The organism is Streptomyces ficellus (genome assembly GCF_009739905.1).
GTDB classification, from domain to species: Bacteria; Actinomycetota; Actinomycetes; order Streptomycetales; family Streptomycetaceae; genus Streptomyces; species Streptomyces ficellus_A.
The window spans coordinates 4,196,483-4,218,435 of the sequence record NZ_CP034279.1; the positions used below are offsets into that span (position 1 = coordinate 4,196,483).

Here is a 21,953-nt window from a genome sequence, read left to right on the forward strand (position 1 = left end):
CCCCGCTCAGCCCGCCGACCCGGTCGGTCCGGTCGGTCCGGTCGGTCCGGCCGTCCCCGCCGGGCCCGGGCCGGAGCCGGGTGCGCCGGGTGCGGGCGGGCGGCCCTGCCGGGCGGTCGGAAGATGTGTGGTGACCAGGAAGCTGGCGAGCGCCACGCCTCCCGTGGCGAGGATCGCCGCCTTCAGCCCGTCCAGCTGGGCGGACGCGTAGGAGTCGGTGACGGCGTCGACCTCGGACGGTGGCAGTCCGGCCCGTTCGGCCGCGGAACGCACCTGATCGGTGGAGACGAACGTGATGCCCGCCTCCAGACGGACCCCGACCTGCTCACGGGCCGCCGGGGACAGCCGCGGGTCGTCCGCGACCTGGGTGGTGAACGCATGGGCCAGGGAGCCGATCAGGATCGACCCGATGAGGGCGGTGCCCAGAGCCGAGCCCAGGTTCTGCGACGTGAACTGGAGCCCGCCGGCCTCGCTGCGCTCGTCCTCGCCGACGCCGGACTGGACGATGTTGCCGAGCTGCGAGGCGAGGAGGCCCACGCCCACGCCCAGCACGGCCATCGCCCCGGCGAACTGCGCGTCGTCGATGACCGGGTCGATGGTGGCGAGCAGCCACACGACGGAGCCCGCGAGGATCACCAGGGCGCACCGCACCACCCGGCGCGGCCCCACCTTCCGCCCCAGCGCGGACCCGCACAGCGAGGTGACCAGCATGGTGACGGACACGGGCAGCAGGCGCAGCCCGGTCTGGAAGGCGTCGAAGCCCTGGACCACCTGGAGATACAACGGGATGGCGAAGAACAGGCCCAGCAGGATGAGGTTCTGGCTCAGGAGCGTGGTCAGACCGGCCCGCAGCACGGGCCTGCTCAGGAGAGCCAGGTGTACGAGCGGGGCCGCGCCCCGCCCCTCCCGCCGCCGTTCCCAGAACCGGAAGACGGCCAGCACGGCCAGCCCGGCGCCCACGACGAACAGGGTGGGAGAGAAGCCGAGGACGGTGAAGGGCGGGTTGCGGGGCTCCACCCAGCCCCAGGTGCTGCTCTGCAGCACTCCGAGCACTCCGAGCCCCAGCCCGGCGGCGGAGAGCACCGCGCCCACTCCGTCCATCCGGGGCCGGGGTCCGGCCGGGGCGGGCGTCGCGATCACCCGCCGGCACAGCAACACGACCACCACGACCAGGACCTCGCCCGCGAAGACCAGCCGCCAGGTGAGGTACGTGGTCATCCAGCCGCCGAGCAGCGGACCGACCGCGATGCCCGCTCCGGCGAGGCCGCCGATGACCGCGTAGGCGACGGCGCGGTCGCGTCCGCGGTACGACTCGGCGACCAGGGCGGCCATGGCCGGCAGCACCATGGCCGCCCCCAGCCCCTCGATGACGGACCAGCCCAGCGTGAGCACCCACAGCGTGGGCGCCACCGCGGTCAGCGCCGACCCGACACCGTAGACGGCCAGTCCTGTGAGGAACATGCGCCGCCGCCCCAGGATGTCGCCCAGCCTGCCGCCGATGAGCATGAAGGCGGCCATGACCAGGGCGTACAAGGTGATGACGGCCTGGATGGCGGTGACCTCCGTGTCGAAGTCCTCGACCAACTGGCTGATCGACACGTTCATGACGGAGGTGTCCAGAACCATCAGGAACTGGGCCGCACCGAGGACTCCCAACGCCCGCCAGCGCTTCACGTCGTCACTCCTCGCCAGGTCGGCCGGTACGCCGGGGCACCGACGCCGCGGCCGCGAAGGCCCCGCACCGCGCCGCTCCCGTCACACGTTCCGGGGTACGTTCCCCCCATAGGACCCGAACGCGGCGCCGTCCGCCTCACCCTCCGCGGGGGAGCGCCCCCTTCCGTGGATGTCAAAGACCCCGGACCGTGGTCGGTCCGGGGTCTTGTCGCTGGTGCCCTCGGCAGGATTCGAACCTGCGACACCCGCTTCAGGAGTTCGATCAAGGGTGCCGCGCCATACGCACACCAGGACGTCCAACCGCCGTGTTGGGTCGCTCGCGGATGCGGCTGTGCGCCCTCGTTGATGTCAGCCGTCGATGTCAGGACCGCAAGAGCTGAGAGGCGGACAGAGTTACAGCGGCGGGTCCTATGAGCCGTCCCTCCTCTTCGTCTAGACGGGCCGACCGGGGACAGTGCCACAGTCGGCGACAGGTCCTCGCGCCACCATCTTCCCGACTGGAGAGTGGAAGGCCGCTGGCCCTCGTCTGCCCGGTAGGAGCTATCTCCGGTCTCTGTCTCGGTAGTCGACTTTGAACGCGTACTGCGGGCGTTCGGTTCGTTCGAACTGGCCAGAAACCCCAGTGCCGCCACGTACGTGGGCGTAGCCTGACCTCCAATCAGGCGCACGTTCAAGGGGGAACAATGCCGGATCCGCTCTCTGCAGGTGTCGTCAGTGCCGTGGGATCCGCTGCCGGTCGGGCAGTGGCGCCCCTGTTGGCAGGAGGGGTCAGGGGCATGCGTGAACGACGCGCTATTGCGAAGCGCGCCGAAACCGTGACCTTCGACGGCGCCGCAAATGTAGATCAAGCGCTGCGAAATCTCTCCGCCTACGACAGAGACCGAATGCTCGAGTTCACAACTACTGCGGAATTCGAGAATATCTGCTACCAGGTGGCAATCGCAGCGTGTGTCTCGACAGACCCTAGCCCCCATTTGTCCAAGCTGCGGGACACTCTTCGCTTGCAGATGCGCCGGTATGCCGGGGTGCCGGATACCGACCTCGAAACAGTTACTGACGCCCTCTTCCATGAAATCCGGGCTATTGCATGGAGGGAGGTGACGCGGCATCAAAAGGAAGGCGGCGTAAAGAAGCGAGCATACACGCCTGAAATTATCGCCTCGTATGTTGCAGCAGCAGCAAGGAATGCTGACTTGCACACACAGCTACTCGACATGAGGAACATCGACGAGTTCAGTCGTCAGCTTTCTCGTCAATGCGCGCTGGTTCATGGTCGAATTCGACCTGCACAGACAGAGTCAGGCGCTCGCGTCCCGTTCGAGGATCTATTCGTCGAGCCTAGTCTGCTGCGCGGACTCGATCGAGAGCCCCTGCGGTCGGGCGGACTAGCAGTTCGCGACGCTGTAACTCAGGCTCATCGAGTAGTAATTCTGGGGGATCCAGGAGGCGGGAAAACGACGCTTGCTTTGAAGCTGACGCTAGACGTTGCTAGTGGCAGGGGTACGGTTTCAGCTCCGCAAACCCCCTTGCGCGTGGTTCTTCACGATTACGCGAACCGTTTTCGTGACGCAAAGGAATCGATTGTACAATTTCTGGAGAAGCAGTGCGCTGCCTTGTACTCCACCAAGGCGCCGACCGGATGCATTGAGTATCTCCTTCTCAACGGTCGAGCTGTAGTAATTTTCGATGGCCTTGACGAGTTGACCGACACGAGCCTCCGCACCCAGATTGTCGATGCAGTAGAGGCATTTGCGCACGCTTATCCCACTACTCCAATTCTTGTGACCTCACGCCGTGTCGGATATGAGATGGCGCCTCTTGACGACCACCTTTTCCTCACCTACTTCCTATCGCCGTTCGACACCCAACAGCAACGGTCATACGTGAATAAGTGGTTTGGCCGCATGCGAGGGGACTCCCATGAATCCGGAGCCGACTTGGCACGCCGGTTTATGGTCGAGGCGCAGCACGCCTCCGATCTGATCTCAAACCCCCTGATGTTGGGATTGATGTGCGCTCTATACAGGGGAGAAGGGTACATTCCGCGAAACCGGCCGGATCTCTACCGAAGGTGTTCAGAGTTCCTGTTTGAAAGGTGGGATGCATCGCGGGGTATCTCAGTCGTAAAGCCGTTTGAGCGCGGCATCCAGTTCGCCATGTTCAGTTTGGCTCTGACGATGCTGCGAACTTCTGATGATTCCTCAGGGATGACGGAATGCGAACTGGTCCGTTTCACATCAGACTTCTTGCTTGAGGAGCGATACGAGGATCGGGACAGCGCAGATGCAGCGGCGCGTGCCTTTGTAGAGTACTGCCGAGGTCGCGCCTGGGTGCTTACGGACGTAGGAACCAATCCAGAAGGTGAGCGAATTTACTCGTTTACTCACCGCACATTTCTCGAGTATTTCTCCGCCAGGCAGTTGGTTCGAGATAACGGTGACGCGCCAGGCCTATATCGCGAATTGCGCGAGTGCCTAAAAAACGAGACGTGGGACGTAACCGCCCAGTTGGCTATTCAGTTCTTGGATGAAAGGCTGGGAAATGCCGCAAATGACTTTGTAGCCATGGCGCTAGCTGAGGCAAGAACGGTCAGGGAAGAGGGGCACCGAAATGCCCTGGTCACGTTTTGTGCGCGTATTCTCGAGTTCATTGCGCTTAAGCCTGCGGTGGTTCGAGAAATTGTTCGCCAGCTCCGCTCGCTGGATCTAAGTCAGGGAGCAAATATCGACATGGTCGTGGCTGCCTGGGCCGGACTCGGTATGTGCGCCACCGAAACTAGGCATGTTGTTTCGGATGAGCTACTCCGGTGCAGTGGGGATCTGGCTAGCTTTGACGAGATCAAGTGGGCAATTTCGATGCGCGAATGGTTGCCACGGTATGCGGTTCATGATGTGCGAGATTTCTGGGCACGCCAGGATAGGATGAATGCAGTCACGCTGCAAGATTCCTTGCGACGTATGGCGCCAGAGGATATTCGGGCGGCCGTTGTTTGTGTGCTACTCAGATTTGTTCCCATCCGGGAGGCTGTGACGTGGCATGGTACCGCCCTCTTCTTCTCGCCTGATTACAACGTAAATTGGACGCGCATGCATAGAAACTTGATCTTCGAAGTCGCGTATGTGCGAGATCGCTGGCTCGAGGCGGAGGTGGAGGAAATTGCCGGTGAAGTTATCGACTTCTTGCTCTCGCGTCCGACTCCTTGGACGGATGGCCGTCATGGTGCCCTGTTGTTTCCGGCTCACCTGTCCAACGGTAAGAATGTGACAGCATGTAGGGTCCTATTTTGGATTTACGGTGTGGAAGGTGAACATGCATCGCTTGCCGATGGCGATCTGCCACCCTTTCTTAAAGACCTTACTCGAGTTCGTTTCGGAGCCAGCCCAGTTGAGGTTCTCCACAAGTATGCTGATCTCGTAAGGCCTGAGCATTTCGATTTCTTTCTACGTTGGGCACAAGGTGATTTTTCCTTGGTGCGAGGCAGAACACGGGCTCAATGACGTCGTGATGTATCCAGCGACGCGTAACCAAGGTCGGTGGAGCGGGGCGCGGGACCCGGACCGGGGAGGTGGCTAAAGCCGCGGAGCCGACCGCCCCAGCCACAGCGGGTTTCTCCCACCATCAACCCGAGCTGCTAGGCGTGCGGCCGGCGGCCGGGCCGGAGCGGGGCGTAGACAGGAGCGTCGGCCCGGGCGACGGGCCGCGCGCGCCGCGCTGTGCGCGGCGGGTGCCTTGATGAAGTAAGGAAAGTTCTACCGCGCTGAGAGCAGGTGGCGTCCGTCGTGGCTCCGGACGTGTGGGCCATACCCGTCCAGGGCGTCCAGCAGCCGGACTGTGTAGACCTCGGACATCCGCTCGGTGATCTCTTCGGGCGTGAGCCAGTCGACTGCCAGCGACTCTGCCGACGTGCGTTCGGTGCCCCCGGAGGGCTTGCAGCGGAACACCAGCGCGACGCGCACAGCGGCGGCGATCCATTCGGAACCGAACCAGCGGAAGGCCGACTTGCAGATCTTCAAGGAGATACGCGAGCAGCGTGAGCGGGACCTCGCGGAGACGAAAAAGGGAACTGCGATCGCTGGTGCGGGCGTTCGCCGGGTACGTGTCGGCGCTGACGACGCAGATGCGCCAGCAGGGGATCAAGCCCCCGGCACCTCCTGACCGGGTGGAGGAGTACAACCGAACTGGAGTGTGGGCGCCACCCTGTCCGGCCTTCGGGCCTGGCAGGGGGCGCTTTCGCCATGCCTGGGCTCACACGAGAAGGGCCTTGCCCCATACCCTGACGGTGTCGAGCTGCACAGAGAGAGGCAAGGCCATGCCGTCTGTTGCTACCCCGGACCCATACGCCGACCCGCTGGTCTTCGGCCAGAGAATGCAGATCCTCCGCGAGCGCCGCGGCATGAGCCGCGTCGTCCTGGCCGGTTTGCTGGGCAGGTCCCCGGCATGGGTGAAACAGGTGGAGAAGGGCCAGATCCAGGCGCCCGGCGTCGACACCGTCCTCCGTATCGCCCAGGCGCTGCGTGTGCGTGCACTCTCCGACCTCACGGGATTGCCCGTGCACGTCGATCTGTTCGCCGGGCCGGGGCACCCGCGGCTCACTGCGGTGCGCGCTGCCGTGGACGCGCTGCCGCTGACGACTGACCGGCAGGCGCCGCCCGTTGAGCATCTGCGGGCCCGGCTCGCTCGGGCGTGGTCGGCCCGGCACTCCTCGCCGCACCACCGCGAGGTGGTGGGCTCCCTGCTGCCGGACCTGATCCGGGACGCACAGCTCGCCGTCCGGCAGGCGGAGCAGCCGGCGGACTGGCGCGCCGCTCAGGCCGCGCTGTCCGAGGTGTACTCGCTGGCCCAGTTCTTCGTCGCCTACCAGCCGGACGCCGCGCTGTTGTGGCGGGTCGCCGAACGGAGCATGGTCGCCGCGCAGCAAGCCGACGACCCGCACACCGTCGGCATCGCCGCCTGGCTCCTCGCCCAGGCGCACCGCGACTCCGGGCCGGCGCACTACGACCCTGCCGACGCCGTCACCCGCGAGGCGCTCGCCTACCTGACGCCGCTCCTGCCGGACGCCAGGGACGACGTGCTCGCCATCGCTGGGGCGCTTGAGTTCGAGGCCGGGTACACGGCGGCCCGCCGCGGGGAGACCGGTGCGGCGTGGCGTCACTGGGACGTCGCGCGGGAGATGGCCGACCGCCTGCCCGAGGCGTACTTCCACCCGGTGACGTCGTTCTCCCGGGCCATCATGGGCGCGCATGCGGTGACGGTGGCGGTGGAGCTGCACCAAGGCGGGGAGTCGGTGCGGCAGGCGGCGCGCGCGGATGCGGCGACGATCCCGTCGCGGCCGCGCCGGGCCCGGCACCGGATCGAGGAGGCGCGGGGGTTCCAGCTCGACGGGCAGCCGGACGTGGCGCTGGCGACGCTGGCGCAGGCGCACGAGGCGGCGCCGGAAACGATCCGCTACAACGGCTATGCCCGGTCGATCATCCTGGAGGAGAGCGAGTCGCGGGTGGCGGCGCGGCGCCAGCGGGCGTCGGACCTGGCGGTGAAGGTGGGCATGCTGGCCGCGTAGCGAGGGGTATGGATTCCTGCCCTCTGCCGTTTCAGGGCACCCATACCGTCGGTTGTGACACAGCTCACTGACTGACGGGATGCCTCGATGAAGTCGTGCATCTACTGCCCCGAACCGGGCGCTGACGTGTGCGTCCGGTCCGTGGCCACCAGTTCCGGCCCGGACCGGCCCGAGCTCGCGCACCGCGCGTGCGCCGAGGCTCGGGGCGTACCGGTCCTGTACGAGGTGCTGCCCGCTCCGGAGCCGGCGCAGTGACCGGCCCGGCGCCGGCCCGCGCGCAGTGTACGGACCTGTCCCCGGAATGCCGCATCGACGAGCACGGGCACTGCTCGGGCCCGCGGGTCGACGTCTGGCCGCTCGGCGGCCCGGCGCTCCGACCGGTATTCACGGTGACCTGCGTGTGCACCTGCCACCGCGGGGGCCGCTCATGACCGCCATGTCCGGTACGCGGTTCTGCATGCACTGCGACGAGCCGATCGGCGGCGTACCCGAGCGGGTGGAGGCGCCAGCCGGCGACAGCGGCGCCCGGCCAGATGGCTGGCGGCATCCCGAGTGCGGCCCCGCTCAGGCTCCGTACGTCCGCCGCTCGCCGTACAGCCAGTGAACTCCGCCTGCTGCTGCGAGCCGATGGCGGACCGCAGCAGCAGGCGGGCAGATCGCCCCGGCTGGCCGACGCCGCCCCCGTTGCGGCCAGCCGGGGCACGTGGCCCCTGCCCTGCCCGTGGCCCAGGAAGCGCCCGGCGCACCGCCGACCGGGCGGGCCAGCCGTCTCCCTTGGGAGCGTCGCGGAGGGCAGGGGCTCGCCGTACAAGTTGGGCGAGGGAACGCCCGATCGCGTCGGCGATCAGGATGAGGGTGTCGAGTGTGGCGGACGACTGGCCCTGCTCGATGCGGACATAGTTGGGTCGCTCCATCTGGCGCGTCTTCGCGACCGCTTCCTGTGTGAGGTTGACCCACCGGCAGCAGCGGTGGGGCACTTCCGCCCGTGGCGCCAGCCTCCCTGCTGGACGACCACAGGACTACGAGAGGCACGTCTTAGGCGCGCGTGGGGAGACGGCCTGCCCTCTCGTGAGCAGCACTCTGCGTGTCCCGTGCAGATAGTCCACCCCCCGGACGGGGGGCATCCCGACCATGATCGGTGGGGATGTGGCATCTAAGTGGCAGTCGATCATGAAAGAGGCCCCCCGCTCGAACGGAGCGGGGGGCCGATAACGCTCTCACCTGCTGTGCAGGGTGTGCCCCCGGCAGGATTCGAACCTGCGACACCCGCTTTAGGAGAGCGGTGCTCTATCCCCTGAGCTACGGAGGCGTGCGGTGCCGTGGCGGGCACCGGCGTCAGTGTAGCGGGTGGGGGGTGCCGGGGGTGGGGGAGGCAGGTCGGCGGTGGCTCCCCCGGGGTCAGTCCGCCTGGTCGAGGGTGACCAGGGCCCTGAAGCGCTCGTCGTCGTCCTGGCGCATGACGACCAGGACGCGGGCGCGGCCGTGGCGGTCGTGGGGGACCGCGTGGGCTTCGACGAGGCAGGGGGTGTCGAGTTCGACGTAGCGGTGGAAGACGACTTCCATGGCCGCCGGGACGGTGGGGCGGGGTTGGGCGACCGACTGGGCGGCCTGGCGGGCGGCTTCCATGAGGAGCATGCCCGGGGCGTGGTCGACCGCGTGGTCGAAGAAGAGCGGGTGGTGGACGTCCACGCGCAGTTGCCAGCGGCGGGGTATGTGGGTGGGGGAGAGGGTGACGTCGTGGAAGGCGGTGACGCCCACCTCCTGCGGGGAGGCCGGCGGGGCGAGCGGGACGGTTTCGGCCATCATCGCGTGGGCGTCGCCACGGCCCAGGCGCAGACGTTGGTAGACGGCGGGGTCCTGGATGGTGAAGCGGGTGTGGGCGGTGCCGAGGTGGATGCCGGCGCGGCGCACCAGGATGATCAGTTCGAGGGCGGCCGCTCTCTTCCCGCGGCGTACGACGTCCTTGCGGATGACCTTGAGGTCGACCGCCGAGGGGTGGCCGGGGTCCGCGCGGAGGGCGGGCGTGCGGGTGCTGTAGCTGAAGTGCTCCCACAGCAGGTGGTGGCCGAGCGGTACGCCGAAGGCTTCGTGGCACAGCAGCGGGAAGGTCTGGCGCACGGTCTCCACGATCAGCATGGGATCGTCGTGTCCGTCGCGGACCGGGAACAGCGCATGGGCGTTGGACCAGTCGGCCGTGATGTGGAAGGTGTCGTCCGCCGTCTGTTCGTAGCGGCAGAGGAGGACCTGGCCGGGGTCGTCCTTGTGTACCAGTTCCTGGGGAACCTGGGTCAGAACCTGGGTCAGAGGTTGCTGGTGGCTGGTGGTCATGGACATCGCGAATTCCCCCCTGGGATGCGCATGGCAACAACGGTGTCCTGCATAGGGCTGGCGCGCCGGTCGACAGCTAGTAATATAGAGGGCGTTCTTTTTTATGTCGAGCAAGTGAGGATGACGGCATGGGGCAGCCCAAGCAGGAACGGGCAGTTCAGACCCGTTTGGCGCTGATGCGAGCGGCCGCCGAGGTCTTCGACGAACACGGTTACGCCGGCGCCGGCATCAACAAGATCCTGAAGCGCGCGGGGCTGACCGCGGGAGCCCTCTACTTCCACTTCGGCTCGAAGGAGGGGCTCGCCGAGGCCATCATGAACGCCCAGCAGGACGCCATCGAGCCGCTGCTGGAGTCTCAGGGGCTCCAGCGCCTGGTGGACATCACCCTGGTGTGGTCCCATCGCCTGCCGGCCGACCCGCTGCTGCGGGCGGGCGTCGAACTGTCCCTCGGCCACGAGGCGTTCGCGGACGGCACCCCCTTCGAGAGCTGGCGCGAACTCATGGCCGTGTACCTGCGCGAGGCGCACGAGCTGGGGCAGCTGCGCGAAGGCGTGGACCCCGAGGCCGCCGCCCGGTTCGTGGTCGGCGCCTGCACCGGCGTACAGCTCTACGCGCGCCAGGTGGACGGGCGCCAGAGCCTGCCGCGGCGCGTGGAGGAGATGTGGGACTGCCTGCTCCCCGGCATCGCGGCCCCCGGCACCGCCCACGAGTACGACGCCGGCGTCGCCCGCGGCGAGCGGCTCGCCCGGGGCCAGGTGGCGGCGTGACACTTCAACGCCGCCCCCGGCCGCCGGTCGTGGCCGTCACCGGTGCCACCGGGACCGTCGGGCGGCTCGTCGCGCACGGGCTCGCCGCCGACGGCGCCGCGGACGTACGGCTCCTGACGCGCGACCCGGCCAGGGCCGCGCGTCAGGGGCTGCCCGGGCGGGCCGTCGCCGCGGACTTCGGCGAACGAGGCGGACTGCGCGCGGCGTTGGAGGGCGCGGACGCCGTCCTCGTCGTGACCGGCGACCCCCTGCGGCCCGACCACGACGAGAACGTCCTCGCCGCCGCCCGCGCCGCCGGAGTGCGCCGCGCGGTCAAGCTCTCGGCGCTCGCCGTGCTCGACCCCGGCGCCCAGGACGCCCTCACCCGCTGGCAGCGCGACAACGAGGAACGGCTGCGCGCCTCCGGGCTGGAGTGGACGCTGCTGCGACCCCGCGCGTTCATGACCAACACCCTCGGCTGGGCCGCCTCCGTACGCGCCGACGGCACCGTCCACGCCCTGGGCGGCTCCGGGCGCAACGCCTGCGTCGACCCCCGGGACGTCGCCGACGCGGCCGTACGCGCCCTCCTCGACCCGGAGCGCGCCGGCGACGCCTACGCCCTCACCGGACCCGAACCGCTCTCCGCCCGCGAGCAGACGGACGTCCTCGCGCAGATCCTGCGACGCCCGCTGCGCTTCCGCGAGCTGACGGAGGAACAGGCGCTGGAGCGGTGGCGCGCCCGCTGGCCCGAACCGCTCGCCCAGGCCCTCCTGGAGAGCGCCCGCCGCCAGGAGGCCGGGGCGAAGGCGGCGGTCGCCGACGGCGTACGGGAGGCGACCGGGCACGCCCCGCGCGCCTTCGCCGACTGGGCGCGGGACCACGCGGAGGCCTTCGGCGCGGACCCGGGGGGCACCGGCCGACGGTGACGCGGCGTGACGTCTCACTCCTCGGACAGTGACGCGGATCATGTTTTCGCCGGGGGATCGGTGGAGTTGAATTCCCTTCATGATCAATAAACGGGGGATGCTGAACGGCCGTACGGTTCTGATAACCGGGGCCTCCAGCGGAATAGGGGCCGCCGCCGCGCGGCTGTTCGCCGAGGAGGGCGCCGCCGTCGTCCTGATGGCCCGGCGGGCGGACGCCCTCGCGGAGGTCGCCGCGCCGCTCGTCGAGGCGGGCGCCCGGGTGGCCGTCGCTCCCGGCGACGTGACCCGGCCGGCGGACGTGGAGCGCGCGGTCGCCCTGGCGGTCGACACCTTCGGCTCGCTGGACGCCGCGTTCAACAACGCCGGGTGGGGGACCGGCGGGACGGTGCTGCACGAACTGGACGAGGGCGTCTACGACCGGGTCATGGACCTCAACGTGCGCGGCGTCTGGAACTGCCTGCGCCACCAGATCCCCGCGATGCTGAAGGCCGGGACCGGTGGCGCCATCGTCAACACCTCCAGCACCGCCGGGATCGTCGCCACCGGCGCGGTGGCGCCCTACGTCGCGGCCAAGCACGCCGTCCTGGGCCTCACCAAGGCCGCCGCGATGGAGTACGGCGAGTCCGGCATCCGGGTCAACGCCCTCGTGGTCGGCAGTACGCGCACGGAGCTGATGGACGAACTCCTCCAGGACGTACCCGAACTGGAGGCCAGCTTCACCGCCCGCGCCATCCAGAAGCGGATGGCCCACCCGCGCGAAGTGGCGCAGGCCGCCGCCTGGCTGTGCAGCGACCGCTCGTCCTTCCTCACCGGCGCCTCGATGCCCGTGGACGGCGGCTGGAGCGCGATCTGACGGCCGCGCGCCGCCGTGTGTCCTACCGCGGGCCCTGCGGCGTGTCCTACCGCGGGTCCCGCGGCGCGTCCCCCTCGGCGAGGAACGCGGCCAGCGCCGCCGTCAGTTCGGCCGGGGCGTCCAGCGCGACGAGGTGCGCGGCGGTGGGGAACTCGACCAGCGTCGCGCCGGGGATCGCGGCGGCGTACCGCCGGCCGATGTCCTGGAAGTCGGGGACGTCCAGCGCGCCGATCCCGACCAGGGTGGGCACAGCGATGGCGGAGACGTCGCCCCGCGCGGCGCCCCGGGAGTGCTCCTCGACGGCGCCCTGGTTCGCCAGCGACGTGCGCATCGGGCCGCGGACCCGTCCGGCCAGCCCGGGGGCGACGTCCTCCCAGGTGCGGGCCGGGCCGCGCAGCCACATGTCCAGGTTGATCCGGACGGCGGCGTCCAGGTCGCCCGCGGCAAGGGCCTCCGTCTCCGCCTCGTCGTACGCGATCATCTCCGCCGACCAGTCGTACCCGGGCCACGGCGGGTTGAAGACCGCGAGGCGGTCCACCCGCTCCGGGTGGGCCAGGGTGAAGTCCACGGCCACCCGGCCGCCCCAGGACGCGCCGACCAGCCCGACCCGTTCGAGGCCGAGGTGGTCCAGCAGGCGGCGCAGGTCGTCCGTCTCGCTGAACGGACCGGCCGGAGGCGCGGATTCGCCGAAGCCGCGCAGGTCGTACCGGACGACGGTGTGCCGCTGCGCAAGGCCCGGAACGATGGCGTCCCACATGCGGTGGTCGGCGACCCCGGCATGGACGAGGACGACGGGCGGCCCGTCGCCGGCGACGACGTAGGAGAGATGGCCGAGATCATCGGCGAAGGTGAGCATCCGCAGATGGTGACAGGTGGGGGTGCCCCGCGCCACACGATAGATCGGTGACGCGGCGTCACGCGGCACGGGTTCCGGTCCGCGGCGTCGGCCGGAGCCGTCAGTGGGCCGAGTGGCTCGGGCTCCTCGTGGTGACGCCGTCCCGCACCACCGCCCACAGCTGGGCGAGTTCGGTCGCCGGATCGGTACGCGGACGGGGGCGGGCGTGCAGCGTGGCGGCCGCGCCGTGGACCAGGTGGACCGCCAGGCGCACCAGCGTCTCGGGGTCGGCGGTCGGAGCCAGCAGACCCCGCCGGTCCGCGTCGTGCAGCAGGAGCCGCACCTGGGGCACCCACGCCTCGTCCCACATGGGCGCGGTGTGCGTCAGCGACTGGGCGGCCCGCACCCGGGCGTCGCGGGAGAGGAGGTCGACGAGCCCGCAGGTCACCGTGACGACGGCGGCCAGCGGGTCCGGTGCGCCGCGGCGGAGCACGTCCACCTCGTGGCGGGTGACCGTGATGCCCGCCTCCTTCACCGCCGCCGCCAGGTCGTTCTTCCTGGCGAAGTGGAAGGTGAGCGCGCCCATGGAGATCTGGGCGATCCGGCAGATGTCCTGCAGTGAGGTGCCCGTGTAGCCGGTCCGGGCGAACGCGTCAGCCGCTGCCCTCACCAGCCGTTCACGGGTCAGCAGGGCCCGCTCCTGCTTGACCACGACGTCACCTTCTCTTCGTCTCTGGTTTTTTGGTACTTCTACGCCTCTTCGCACGCTACTGGGCTTCTGTCGCACGGGAGTTGGCCCTACACCCCTTCCGGGACGTCCTTGGCAAGTCCGCGCCCGAGGTGCCCTCCCGGACGGCCCCCGGGCGCCCTCCCGGGTGGCGAGATGGCGAAGTCGTACCCAGGGGACCATGCGCGGTTCAAAAACATAGAGAGAGTTCGTTATTCTTTCGGAAGTCGCCGAAACGGCCTGCCGACGAGGGGAGCTGACATGACCGACCGACGGGACGCAGCCGTGCGGGAGCCCATGGCGCACGGGGCGGCCCAGGACCTGACCCGACGCCTCTTCCACGGGCTGCCACGGGCCGACCAGCGCCGGTGGGCCGGTGCCTACCTGACCGGACTGCTGACCACGCCGGGCAAGAAGTCCGTACGGAACATGGGATGGGCGGTGTGCGCGTCGTACACTGCCTCGCAGTCCCTGCACCAGGCGGTCAACGAGAGCACCTGGTCGTGGACCGACGTCCGCGCGGAGCTGACCGCCTGGTGCCGTGAACGCACCGAGACCCGCGGCTGGGCGCTGGGCCGTGTGACCCTGCCCAAGCGCGGCCGCTACTCCGCCGGGGTGCACCGCCGCTTCGACACCGCCGCCGGGCGCACCCTCAACGGCCAGCTCGGCCTCGGGCTCTTCCTGATCACCGGGCACGGGGCCGCCGTGCCCGTGGACTGGCGGCTCTACCTGCCCGACGAGTGGCTCGACGACGCGTCGCTGCGCCGCCGCGCCCGGATCCCCGAGGCGGTACGGGCCGGCTCGCCCGGCCGCCTGATGGCCGACCTGGCCGTGAGCGCGGGCGGTTCCGGCGTCCCCGTCCTCGCCGACGCCGAGACCGTCGCCGAGGCCGCCGAACTGATCCAGGGGCTCAGCGCACTCGGCTCCCCCGGGGCGTCCGGCGCGTCCGGTGTCGACTGGGCCGTCTCCGTGCCCGCCGCGACCCCGGTCTCCGCCGGTCTGACGGCCGCCGTCCACCGCCCCGGGCACCCCGGCGGCACCGCGCCGACCGCCGGCGCGCTGGCGCGGCAACTGCGCGCCTCCGCGCGGGCGTTCGGCACCGGTGAGCCGGACGCACCCCGCGTCCTGCCCGCCCGCGTGCACACCCCCGGCGCGACCCGCCCCTTGCGACTGGTCGCCGCCTGGGCGCCGGGCGCACGCGCGCCCGAACGGATCTGGCTCACCACGCTCCACGGGGAACGCCTCACCGAGGCGGCCGACCTCTTCCGTCACCGGTTCGCCGACCCGGGCGCGGATGCGGACACGGGTATGGGTGGCCTCGACGACTGCGGGCTGCGGGACTTCGAGGGGCGCTCCTACCCCGGCTGGAACCGCCACATGACGTTGGTGTCGGCCGCGTACGCCCACCGGGTCCTTAGCTCCGCCGGTCCCGGGACCCTCGGCCGCGCGGGCGCCCTGGCAGGGGCGCGGGCAGGGGCGCGGGCCGCATGAGCGGGACGCTGATCACGGCGACGCTGGTCGAACGCGCGGAACGCCGCTTACGCGCGGAGCGGCCGGCGCCTGTGACACGGGAGGCACCTGCCACACCCGCGACACCGGAGGCACCGCGGGCGGCTGACCGTGGCGGGCGGCCGGGGAACCCCGACCACTTCGACCGCTTCGCCGCCGCCCTCACGGAGGGGCTCAGCCGGGCCGCCGTGACCGCTCGCGCCGTACGCGGCGCACCGCGACCCGGACGGTCCGCACCGGCGCCGCGCACCGGACCGGTGCGCGGCCGGTACCAGGCCGAGGAGACGCTGCGCCGGTTCCGCGCCCGCCTGGAGGAACACCCGGACGCCCCGCCCGCCGGTGCCGCCACCGGTTCCGCCGCGGAACGGGACGCCCTCCTCGGGCTCGCGCACCGCGTCGTACGACGACTCGCCGGCGACCCGGACACCCCGACCGGACCCGCGCCGCAACCACCGGCCCCGCACCTCGCGCCCGAACGGCTGCTCACCGCGTCCCTGCTGCTCGCCGAGTGCGCCGTACGATGCGGCGGCGCCGCCGAGGACGTCCTGCCCGCCGTCCGGGACGTCTTCTCGGCCGCCGTGCGCGAGGCCTCCGGCACCCGGGACCTCTGGCAGGAGCGGCGCGCCCTCGCGCGGGAGGTCCACGACCGGGTGAGCGGCCCGCTGACCGCCGCGCTGCGCGGGCTGGACGGTGGCGGCCGGCCCGCCGCCGACGCCCTGCGCGGCGTCCTGACGCAGGCCGCCGACGGAGCCCGGGACATCGTCGCCGGGCTCCACCGCCGTACCCCCGTGCCCGGCCTGCGCGGGGCCCTGGACGACGTGCGGGCGCTGGCCGAGGCGCGCGGGCTGTCCGTCGAGTGGTCGCTGACCGGCGACGAGGCGGGCCTGCCGGAGCTGTTCCGCCGCGAACTGGCCCTCGTCGTCAGGGAAGCGCTGCTCAACGCCGTCGCCCACGCGTCGGCGAACCGGGTCGTCGTGACGACCCGGATCACCCGCCGGTGGGCGCACACCCACATACAGGACGACGGTACGGGCTTCGACGTGGCCCACACCCTCGGTTCCCGGCCGGCCCACGGGCTGCGGGCGATGTCCGAGCGCATGGAGTCGGTCGGCGGCCGGCTCGCCATCCGCAGCGCGGCGGGCGGCGGGACCCGCGTCGACATCCACCTGCCGCGCTACCGGCCGGTGCAGAGAACCATCCACCAGCTTGCTGAGAAGCGGAGTTGTCATGCGTAAGGTGCTCATCGCCAACCGCGGGGAAATCGCTGTCCGTGTCGCCCGTGCTTGCCGGGACGCCGGGATCGGGAGTGTGGCGGTCTACGCCGATCCGGACCGGGATGCCCTGCATGTCCGTGTGGCCGACGAGGCGTTCGCCCTGGGCGGTGACACTCCGGCGGACAGCTATCTGGACATGGCCAAGGTGCTCCAGGCGGCCGCCGACTCGGGCGCGGACGCCGTCCATCCCGGTTACGGGTTCCTGTCGGAGAACGCCGAGTTCGCCCAGGCCGTCCTGGACGCGGGCCTGACCTGGATCGGTCCGCCCCCGCACGCCATCCGTGACCTCGGGGACAAGGTCGCCGCCCGGCACATCGCCCAGCGCGCCGGCGCGCCCCTGGTGGCCGGCACCCCCGACCCCGTCTCGGGCGCGGAAGAGGTCGTGGCGTTCGCGGAGCAGCACGGTCTGCCCATCGCGATCAAGGCCGCTTTCGGTGGCGGTGGGCGTGGCCTGAAGGTCGCCCGCACCCTGGAGGAAGTGCCCGAGCTGTACGACTCCGCCGTCCGCGAGGCCGTCGCCGCGTTCGGGCGCGGTGAGTGCTTCGTCGAGCGCTACCTCGACAAGCCCCGCCACGTGGAGACCCAGTGCCTGGCGGACAAGCACGGCAACGTGGTGGTCGTCTCCACCCGTGACTGCTCGCTTCAGCGCCGCCACCAAAAGCTCGTCGAGGAGGCCCCCGCGCCGTTCCTCACCCCCGGGCAGAACGCCGAGCTGTACGCCGCGTCCAAGGCCATCCTGAAGGAGGCCGGCTACGAGGGCGCCGGGACGGTGGAGTTCCTCGTCGGCACCGACGGCACCATCTCCTTCCTGGAGGTCAACACCCGTCTGCAGGTCGAGCACCCGGTCACCGAAGAGGTCACCGGTATCGACCTGGTGCGGGAGATGTTCCGTATCGCCGACGGTGAGGAACTCGGCTACGACGACCCGCCGGTGCGCGGTCACTCCTTCGAGTTCCGTATCAACGGTGAGGACCCGGGCCGCAACTTCCTGCCAGCACCCGGCACCGTCACCGCCTTCGCCCCGCCGTCGGGCCCGGGCGTGCGGCTGGACGCGGGTGTGGAGTCCGGCAGCGTCATCGGCCCCGCCTGGGACTCCCTGCTCGCCAAGCTGATCGTCACCGGCGCCACCCGCGAGCAGGCCCTCCAGCGCGCGGCCCGGGCGCTGGCGGAGTTCCAGGTCGAGGGCATGGCCACCGCCATCCCCTTCCACCGCGCGGTCGTCGCCGACCCCGCCTTCACCGCCGACCCCTTCCGCGTCCACACCCGGTGGATCGAGACCGAGTTCGTCAACACCATCACGCCCTTCACCGCCCCCGCCGACACCGACACCGACGAGGAGCCCGGCCGGGAGACCGTCGTCGTCGAGGTCGGCGGCAAGCGCCTCGAAGTCTCCCTCCCGTCCTCGCTCGGCATGAGCCTGGCCCGCACCGGACTCGCCGCCGGCGCCAAACCCAAACGCCGCGCCGCCAAGAAGACCGGAGGTCAGGTCTCCGGCGACGACCTCGCGTCGCCCATGCAGGGCACCGTCGTCAAGGTCGCCGTCGACAACGGGCAACGGGTCGAGGAGGGCGACCTCGTCGTCGTCCTGGAGGCGATGAAGATGGAGCAGCCCCTCAACGCCCACCGCGCCGGCACCGTCGAGGACCTGACCGCCGAGGCCGGCGCCCCGCTCTCCGCGGGCACCGTCATCTGCCGGATCGTGGACTGATGGGCGGCGGTACGGCCGTGCCTCCGCAACGGACGGACGCCGGAGCGGCACGCGGGTTCCTCGACCTGTGGATGCTGCACCTGCCGCCCTGGGACCAGCCGTCCTGGGACGCGCCGGGCCCCGCGCTCGACCCCGTCGCCGACGTCCTGCTGGACCGGGAGGAGCGGGCCAGGGCGGACGCGTTCCTCGACCCGGTGGACCGGCTGCTCCACCAGGCCGCGCACATCACGCTGCGCCGGGTGCTCGCCGCGTACACCCGCTGCCCGCCCGGCGAGATCGCCTTCGTCCGCGAGCCGTGCCACGGCTGCGGCGGCCCGCACGGGCGGCCCGTCCTGGCGGGGGCCCGCACGCCCGGGGACGCGCCCCTCCACTTCTCCCTGTCGCACACCCCGGGCGTCGTGATGGTCGCCGTGGCGTCGGAGCGGGTGGGGGCGGACGTCCAGCTCCGGCCGGGGCACGAGACGGTGGACGTCTGCACGGTGTCGATCCACCCGGCGGAACGCGCCGAGGTGCGCCGGGCCGGCGCGTCCGGACGGTGCCGCGTCTTCGGCCGGATCTGGGCCCGCAAGGAGGCCTATCTCAAGGGTCTCGGCACCGGTCTCGTCCGGGACCCGGCGGCCGACTACCTCGGCGACGCGGAGCCCGCCCGCCGGCCGCACGGCTGGTCCGTGCTGGACGTCGAGTGCGGAACCCGGCACGACGCCGCCGTCGCCGTACGGGGAGACGTCCACGCCCCCACCTCCACCCGGCTGCTGCCGGTGGACGTCCTGTCGGCCGGCCACCGCGGGCCGGGCCGCCCGCGCCCCGCCGCCGGACCGGCCACGGCGTGAGCCCACCCGTACGCCCCGCCCGTACGCCCCACTCGTGTCCCCCCACCCGCACCGCCCCGCACCACGAAAGAAGCGTCCCGCACCACGAAGCGAGGGAACATGCACTTCCGCATACTCGGCCCGCTTGAGGTCATCGCGGGTGGCCGCCCCGTGACCCCGGGCGGCATCCGGCAGCGTTCCGTACTCGGCCTCCTGCTGCTCCAGCCCAACCGGGTCATGCCGACGAGCCGGCTCGTGTCGGCGATGTGGCCCGACGTGCCGCCGCCGTCCGCCCGCAAGGTCGTACAGAACTCCATCTGGGCGCTGCGCCGCCTCATCGTCGAAAGCGGCCGGCTGTCCGACGGGTGCCAGGCCGCCGAAGGCTCCCCGGGCCGGCCCGGGGAGCCGCGGGTGCGGCTGCTGACCAAGCCGCCCGGCTACATGCTGTGCCTCGACACCGACCGGGTGGACATGCACCGCTTCCAGCGGCTCGTGGAGCAGGGCCGGACCGCGCTGTCGGGCGGTGACCCGGAGCAGGCGACCCGGCTGCTCCGTACCGCCCTGGACCTGTGGCAGGGGCCCGTACTCGCCGACCTCGTCGAGTCCGGGCTCGACACGGCCGAGCTGACCGCCGTGCAGAACTGCGAACTCGCCGCCCTGGAGGACTACTTCGAGGCGCAGCTCGCCTGTGGCCGTCACCTCGCGGTGCTCGGCGAGCTGGAGACGACGGCCGGCTCCCACATCCACCGCGAACGGCTCTGCGGCCAGCTGATGCTCGCCCTCTACCGGTGCGGCCGGCAGGCCGACGCGCTCGCCGTCTACCGCAGGACGCGGACGGCGCTGCGCGACCGGTACGGGCTGGAGCCGGGCCACGAACTGCGCCGGCTGGAGATGGCCATCCTCAACCAGGACCCGGTGCTGAGCCTGCCCAGCACGCGCACGGAGTTCGCGCTGCTCGGCCGCAGCGTCGCCTGAAGCCCCGGCGGCGGAGGTCCGGTGTCCCCAACGCCCCGGACCTCCGCCGCCGGACACCCCATCCCCTCCCCTAGGAGCTCACGCATGTCTCTCTCCCCGGACACCGTGCGGACCGACGGGCCGGCGCCCGCCGGAGCACCCGTCCCCGCGGCGAGCGTCCCCGCCCCGCACGAACCGCCGCCGGAACGCATGGGAACCCGGCGCTGGTGCATCCTCGCGGTGCTGTGCGCGGCGCAGTTCATGGCCGCGCTCGACTTCTCCATCGTCAGCGTCGCCCTGCCGACCATCGGCGACGACCTGGGCTTCCAGCTCTCCCACCTCCAGTGGGTCATCACCGCGTTCGCGCTGCCGTCGGGCGGGTTCCTGCTGCTGTTCTCGCGGGCGGGCGACCTGTACGGCCGGCGCACGTGGTTCCTGATCGGGCTGGCCCTGTTCACCGTCACCTCGCTCGCCGGGGGGCTCGCCCAGGATCCGTTGCCGCTGCTCGCGGCGCGCGTCGGGCAGGGGCTCGCGACCGCGATGATCGTCCCCACCGGCATGGCGCTGATCACCACCTCCTTCCCGGAGGGCCCGCTGCGCAACAAGGCGCTGGGCATCAACGGCGCGCTGCTGTCGCTCGGTTTCACCGCCGGGGTCATCCTCGGCGGCGTCATCACCGAGTCGCTGAACTGGCGCTGGACCATGTTCATCAACGTCCCGTTCGGCATCGTCGCCGTGATCGTCACCCTGCTGCTGGTCGCCGAGTCGCGCAACGCCGAGAAGGGCACCCTCGACGTCCCCGGCGCCGTCACCGTCTCCGGCGGACTGCTCGCCGTCATCCACGGCGTGACCACCGCCGACCGCAGCGGCTGGGCCGACCCGGTCGTCCTGGGGTCCCTCGCCGCCGGTGCGGCGCTCCTCGCGGTCTTCGTACGGGTCGAGTCGCGCAGCGCCTCGCCGCTCGTCCCTCTGCGCGTCCTCACGCGCCGCACGGTCGGCTGGGGCAACTTCGCCGGCCTCGTCACCTTCTCGATGATCACGTCGGTGGTCTTCCTGATGACCATGTACATGCACCAGGTCATGGCGTACAACCCGCTCCAGATCGGGCTGTGCTTCGCCGCGCTCGGCGGCGCGATGATCGTGGCCGGGCCACTGGTGCCCCGGCTCGTCCGGACGTGGGGCCCTGGCGGCACCCTGGCGGCGGGGCTCCTGGTGCAGACGGCCGGCACCCTGCTGCTGCTCCTGCTCGGCACCGAGGGCGGACTGGCGCTGCTGCTCGTCGGCACCGGCGTCGCCGGCTGGGGGCACATGATGGCCGTCGTCTCCTACACGATCGCCGCCACCAGCGGACTGTCCAACGCCCTCCAGGGCGCGGCGAGCGGCCTCGCCACCACCGCCCAGCTCGTCGGCCTCACCATCGGTACGCCGGTCGTCGGGGCCATCGCCACCGGCCGGATCGCCGCGCTGGAGGCCACGTCGGTGGGCGTGAAGGAGGCCACCGTCTCCGGCGTCCACCTGGGCATCGCCGCCGTCGCCGTGTTCCTGGTGGCCGGTGTCCTCACCTCCGCGCTGCTGCTGCGCGGCCCCCGAACGACTCGTTGAGGAGAAGCCCATGTCCGCAGTACTCCCCGAGCCGGTGAAGAAGCTCCTGGACTCACCGCTCTTCGTGACCGTGGCGACCGTCCAGCCCGACGGCAGCCCCCAGATGAGCGTCGTGTGGGCGACGGCCGACGGCGACGACGTCCTGTTCGTCACGTCCTACGGGACGCGCAAGGAGAAGAACCTGCGGCGGGACCCGCGCACCGGCGTTATGGTCCACCCGCCCCAGGCGCCGTACAGCTTCGCCTCGATCAGCGGCACCGCCCGGTTCACCGACGAGGACGCCGTGGCGCTCCTCGACGAGCTGTCGGTGAAGTACACCGGCAAGGTGTACGCCGAGTTCAGCCCCGGCAACGTCCCGACCGCCGACCAGCTCGTCGTCGTGCGGGTCACTCCGACGAAGGTCGCGGGCGGGCTGCGCTGACCCGCATGGTCCCGGCCGACGGCAGGACGT

18 protein-coding genes, 1 tRNA gene and 2 pseudogenes are annotated in these 21,953 nt (G+C 70.9%); 14 read left to right on the plus strand and 7 right to left on the minus strand.

Annotation, left to right across the window (positions count from 1 at the left end):
• Positions 1 to 6: 6 nt before the first annotated feature.
• Complete coding sequence (locus EIZ62_RS18915) at positions 7 to 1,674, minus strand: MFS transporter (RefSeq protein ID WP_156693836.1); 1,668 nt, start codon at positions 1,672 to 1,674, stop codon at positions 7 to 9.
• Between the two features lie 776 nt (positions 1,675 to 2,450).
• Here EIZ62_RS18915 and EIZ62_RS18920 point away from each other — a divergent pair.
• On the plus strand, positions 2,451 to 5,171 hold the full coding sequence (locus EIZ62_RS18920; protein WP_167536392.1) for an NACHT domain-containing protein: 2,721 nt from the start codon (positions 2,451 to 2,453) through the stop codon (positions 5,169 to 5,171).
• 252 nt (positions 5,172 to 5,423) lie between these two features.
• On the opposite strand, the pseudogene EIZ62_RS18925 reads toward EIZ62_RS18920, so the two are convergent.
• A pseudogene (locus tag EIZ62_RS18925) lies at positions 5,424 to 5,624 on the minus strand (NUDIX hydrolase); the annotation flags it as partial.
• Positions 5,625 to 5,983: 359 nt separating this feature from the next.
• On the opposite strand from EIZ62_RS18925, the gene EIZ62_RS18930 reads away from it, so the two are divergent.
• From EIZ62_RS18930 to EIZ62_RS32495, 3 genes are all read left to right on the plus strand, one after another.
• Positions 5,984 to 7,231, plus strand: coding sequence for a helix-turn-helix domain-containing protein (locus EIZ62_RS18930; protein ID WP_156693838.1), 1,248 nt, complete (start codon positions 5,984 to 5,986; stop codon positions 7,229 to 7,231).
• Positions 7,232 to 7,318: 87 nt separating this feature from the next.
• Complete coding sequence (locus EIZ62_RS18935) at positions 7,319 to 7,486, plus strand: hypothetical protein (RefSeq protein ID WP_156693839.1); 168 nt, start codon at positions 7,319 to 7,321, stop codon at positions 7,484 to 7,486.
• A 172-nt stretch (positions 7,487 to 7,658) separates the two neighbouring features.
• A complete protein-coding gene (locus tag EIZ62_RS32495; protein WP_244375794.1) occupies positions 7,659 to 7,835 on the plus strand; it encodes a hypothetical protein in 177 nt (58 codons plus the stop codon).
• Between the two features lie 220 nt (positions 7,836 to 8,055).
• Here the strand turns inward: EIZ62_RS32495 and EIZ62_RS32950 are convergent.
• The 3 genes and pseudogenes from EIZ62_RS32950 to EIZ62_RS18950 all read right to left on the minus strand — a co-directional run.
• A pseudogene (locus EIZ62_RS32950) lies at positions 8,056 to 8,208 on the minus strand (helix-turn-helix domain-containing protein); the annotation flags it as partial.
• Between the two features lie 259 nt (positions 8,209 to 8,467).
• Positions 8,468 to 8,540: transfer RNA gene (locus EIZ62_RS18945), tRNA-Arg, on the minus strand.
• An 89-nt stretch (positions 8,541 to 8,629) separates the two neighbouring features.
• On the minus strand, positions 8,630 to 9,565 hold the full coding sequence (locus EIZ62_RS18950; protein ID WP_156693841.1) for a ScbA/BarX family gamma-butyrolactone biosynthesis protein: 936 nt from the start codon (positions 9,563 to 9,565) through the stop codon (positions 8,630 to 8,632).
• A gap of 122 nt (positions 9,566 to 9,687) precedes the next feature.
• Between EIZ62_RS18950 and EIZ62_RS18955 the strand changes: the two genes are divergently transcribed.
• From EIZ62_RS18955 to EIZ62_RS18965, 3 genes are all read left to right on the plus strand, one after another.
• Positions 9,688 to 10,326: a ScbR family autoregulator-binding transcription factor gene (locus EIZ62_RS18955; RefSeq protein ID WP_156693842.1), complete on the plus strand. Its 639-nt coding sequence runs from the start codon at positions 9,688 to 9,690 to the stop codon at positions 10,324 to 10,326.
• Positions 10,323 to 11,231 (plus strand): NAD(P)H-binding protein, encoded by a 909-nt coding sequence (locus tag EIZ62_RS18960; RefSeq protein ID WP_156693843.1) that lies wholly within the window; start codon positions 10,323 to 10,325, stop codon positions 11,229 to 11,231. Before EIZ62_RS18955 ends, EIZ62_RS18960 begins: the two co-directional genes overlap by 4 nt.
• A gap of 79 nt (positions 11,232 to 11,310) precedes the next feature.
• Positions 11,311 to 12,084, plus strand: coding sequence for an SDR family NAD(P)-dependent oxidoreductase (locus EIZ62_RS18965; protein ID WP_244375796.1), 774 nt, complete (start codon positions 11,311 to 11,313; stop codon positions 12,082 to 12,084).
• 46 nt (positions 12,085 to 12,130) lie between these two features.
• Here EIZ62_RS18965 and EIZ62_RS18970 read toward each other — a convergent pair whose 3' ends face one another.
• Complete coding sequence (locus EIZ62_RS18970) at positions 12,131 to 12,940, minus strand: alpha/beta fold hydrolase (RefSeq protein WP_156693844.1); 810 nt, start codon at positions 12,938 to 12,940, stop codon at positions 12,131 to 12,133.
• 100 nt (positions 12,941 to 13,040) lie between these two features.
• The gene (locus EIZ62_RS18975) at positions 13,041 to 13,631 is read right to left on the minus strand and encodes a TetR/AcrR family transcriptional regulator (protein WP_244375798.1); all 591 of its coding nucleotides are present in this window, start codon (positions 13,629 to 13,631) and stop codon (positions 13,041 to 13,043) included.
• 276 nt (positions 13,632 to 13,907) lie between these two features.
• Here EIZ62_RS18975 and EIZ62_RS18980 point away from each other — a divergent pair, with 276 nt between their 5' ends.
• The 7 genes from EIZ62_RS18980 (at position 13,908) to EIZ62_RS19010 (ending at position 21,923) form a co-directional block, all read left to right on the plus strand.
• A complete protein-coding gene (locus tag EIZ62_RS18980) occupies positions 13,908 to 15,137 on the plus strand; it encodes an IS701 family transposase (protein ID WP_167536393.1) in 1,230 nt (409 codons plus the stop codon).
• Positions 15,134 to 16,390 (plus strand): sensor histidine kinase, encoded by a 1,257-nt coding sequence (locus EIZ62_RS18985; RefSeq protein WP_156693846.1) that lies wholly within the window; start codon positions 15,134 to 15,136, stop codon positions 16,388 to 16,390. Before EIZ62_RS18980 ends, EIZ62_RS18985 begins: the two co-directional genes overlap by 4 nt.
• Positions 16,383 to 18,137 carry an acetyl/propionyl/methylcrotonyl-CoA carboxylase subunit alpha gene (locus EIZ62_RS18990; RefSeq protein ID WP_156693847.1) on the plus strand — a complete coding sequence of 585 codons (1,755 nt, stop codon included), beginning with the start codon at positions 16,383 to 16,385 and terminating at the stop codon, positions 18,135 to 18,137. Before EIZ62_RS18985 ends, EIZ62_RS18990 begins: the two co-directional genes overlap by 8 nt.
• A complete protein-coding gene (locus EIZ62_RS18995; RefSeq protein WP_156693848.1) occupies positions 18,137 to 18,967 on the plus strand; it encodes a 4'-phosphopantetheinyl transferase family protein in 831 nt (276 codons plus the stop codon). The genes EIZ62_RS18990 and EIZ62_RS18995 overlap by 1 nt, the downstream gene beginning before the upstream one ends.
• Positions 18,968 to 19,066: 99 nt before the next feature.
• Positions 19,067 to 19,921: an AfsR/SARP family transcriptional regulator gene (locus EIZ62_RS19000; RefSeq protein ID WP_156693849.1), complete on the plus strand. Its 855-nt coding sequence runs from the start codon at positions 19,067 to 19,069 to the stop codon at positions 19,919 to 19,921.
• A gap of 84 nt (positions 19,922 to 20,005) precedes the next feature.
• Complete coding sequence (locus EIZ62_RS19005; protein WP_156693850.1) at positions 20,006 to 21,502, plus strand: MFS transporter; 1,497 nt, start codon at positions 20,006 to 20,008, stop codon at positions 21,500 to 21,502.
• Positions 21,503 to 21,512: 10 nt separating this feature from the next.
• Entirely contained in the window at positions 21,513 to 21,923 is a 411-nt protein-coding gene (locus EIZ62_RS19010; protein WP_156693851.1) for a PPOX class F420-dependent oxidoreductase, read from the plus strand.
• Positions 21,924 to 21,953: the final 30 nt, after the last annotated feature.

Excerpts from the sequence above, each read along its gene's own strand:
- EIZ62_RS18990 (WP_156693847.1), top strand. The coding sequence starts at position 16,383 with ATGCGTAAGGTGCTCATCGCCAACCGCGGGGAAATCGCTGTCCGTGTC.
- EIZ62_RS19005 (WP_156693850.1), top strand. The coding sequence starts at position 20,006 with ATGTCTCTCTCCCCGGACACCGTGCGGACCGACGGGCCGGCGCCCGCC.
- EIZ62_RS19010 (WP_156693851.1), top strand. The coding sequence starts at position 21,513 with ATGTCCGCAGTACTCCCCGAGCCGGTGAAGAAGCTCCTGGACTCACCG.
- EIZ62_RS18950 (WP_156693841.1), bottom strand. The coding sequence starts at position 9,565 with ATGTCCATGACCACCAGCCACCAGCAACCTCTGACCCAGGTTCTGACC.
- EIZ62_RS18965 (WP_244375796.1), top strand. The coding sequence starts at position 11,311 with ATGATCAATAAACGGGGGATGCTGAACGGCCGTACGGTTCTGATAACC.
- EIZ62_RS18930 (WP_156693838.1), top strand. The coding sequence starts at position 5,984 with ATGCCGTCTGTTGCTACCCCGGACCCATACGCCGACCCGCTGGTCTTC.
- EIZ62_RS32495 (WP_244375794.1), top strand. The coding sequence starts at position 7,659 with ATGACCGCCATGTCCGGTACGCGGTTCTGCATGCACTGCGACGAGCCG.
- EIZ62_RS18920 (WP_167536392.1), top strand. The coding sequence starts at position 2,451 with ATGCGTGAACGACGCGCTATTGCGAAGCGCGCCGAAACCGTGACCTTC.
- EIZ62_RS18995 (WP_156693848.1), top strand. The coding sequence starts at position 18,137 with ATGGGCGGCGGTACGGCCGTGCCTCCGCAACGGACGGACGCCGGAGCG.
- EIZ62_RS18985 (WP_156693846.1), top strand. The coding sequence starts at position 15,134 with ATGAGCGGGACGCTGATCACGGCGACGCTGGTCGAACGCGCGGAACGC.
- EIZ62_RS18955 (WP_156693842.1), top strand. The coding sequence starts at position 9,688 with ATGGGGCAGCCCAAGCAGGAACGGGCAGTTCAGACCCGTTTGGCGCTG.
- EIZ62_RS18980 (WP_167536393.1), top strand. The coding sequence starts at position 13,908 with ATGACCGACCGACGGGACGCAGCCGTGCGGGAGCCCATGGCGCACGGG.
- EIZ62_RS18935 (WP_156693839.1), top strand. The coding sequence starts at position 7,319 with ATGAAGTCGTGCATCTACTGCCCCGAACCGGGCGCTGACGTGTGCGTC.
- EIZ62_RS19000 (WP_156693849.1), top strand. The coding sequence starts at position 19,067 with ATGCACTTCCGCATACTCGGCCCGCTTGAGGTCATCGCGGGTGGCCGC.
- EIZ62_RS18970 (WP_156693844.1), bottom strand. The coding sequence starts at position 12,940 with ATGCTCACCTTCGCCGATGATCTCGGCCATCTCTCCTACGTCGTCGCC.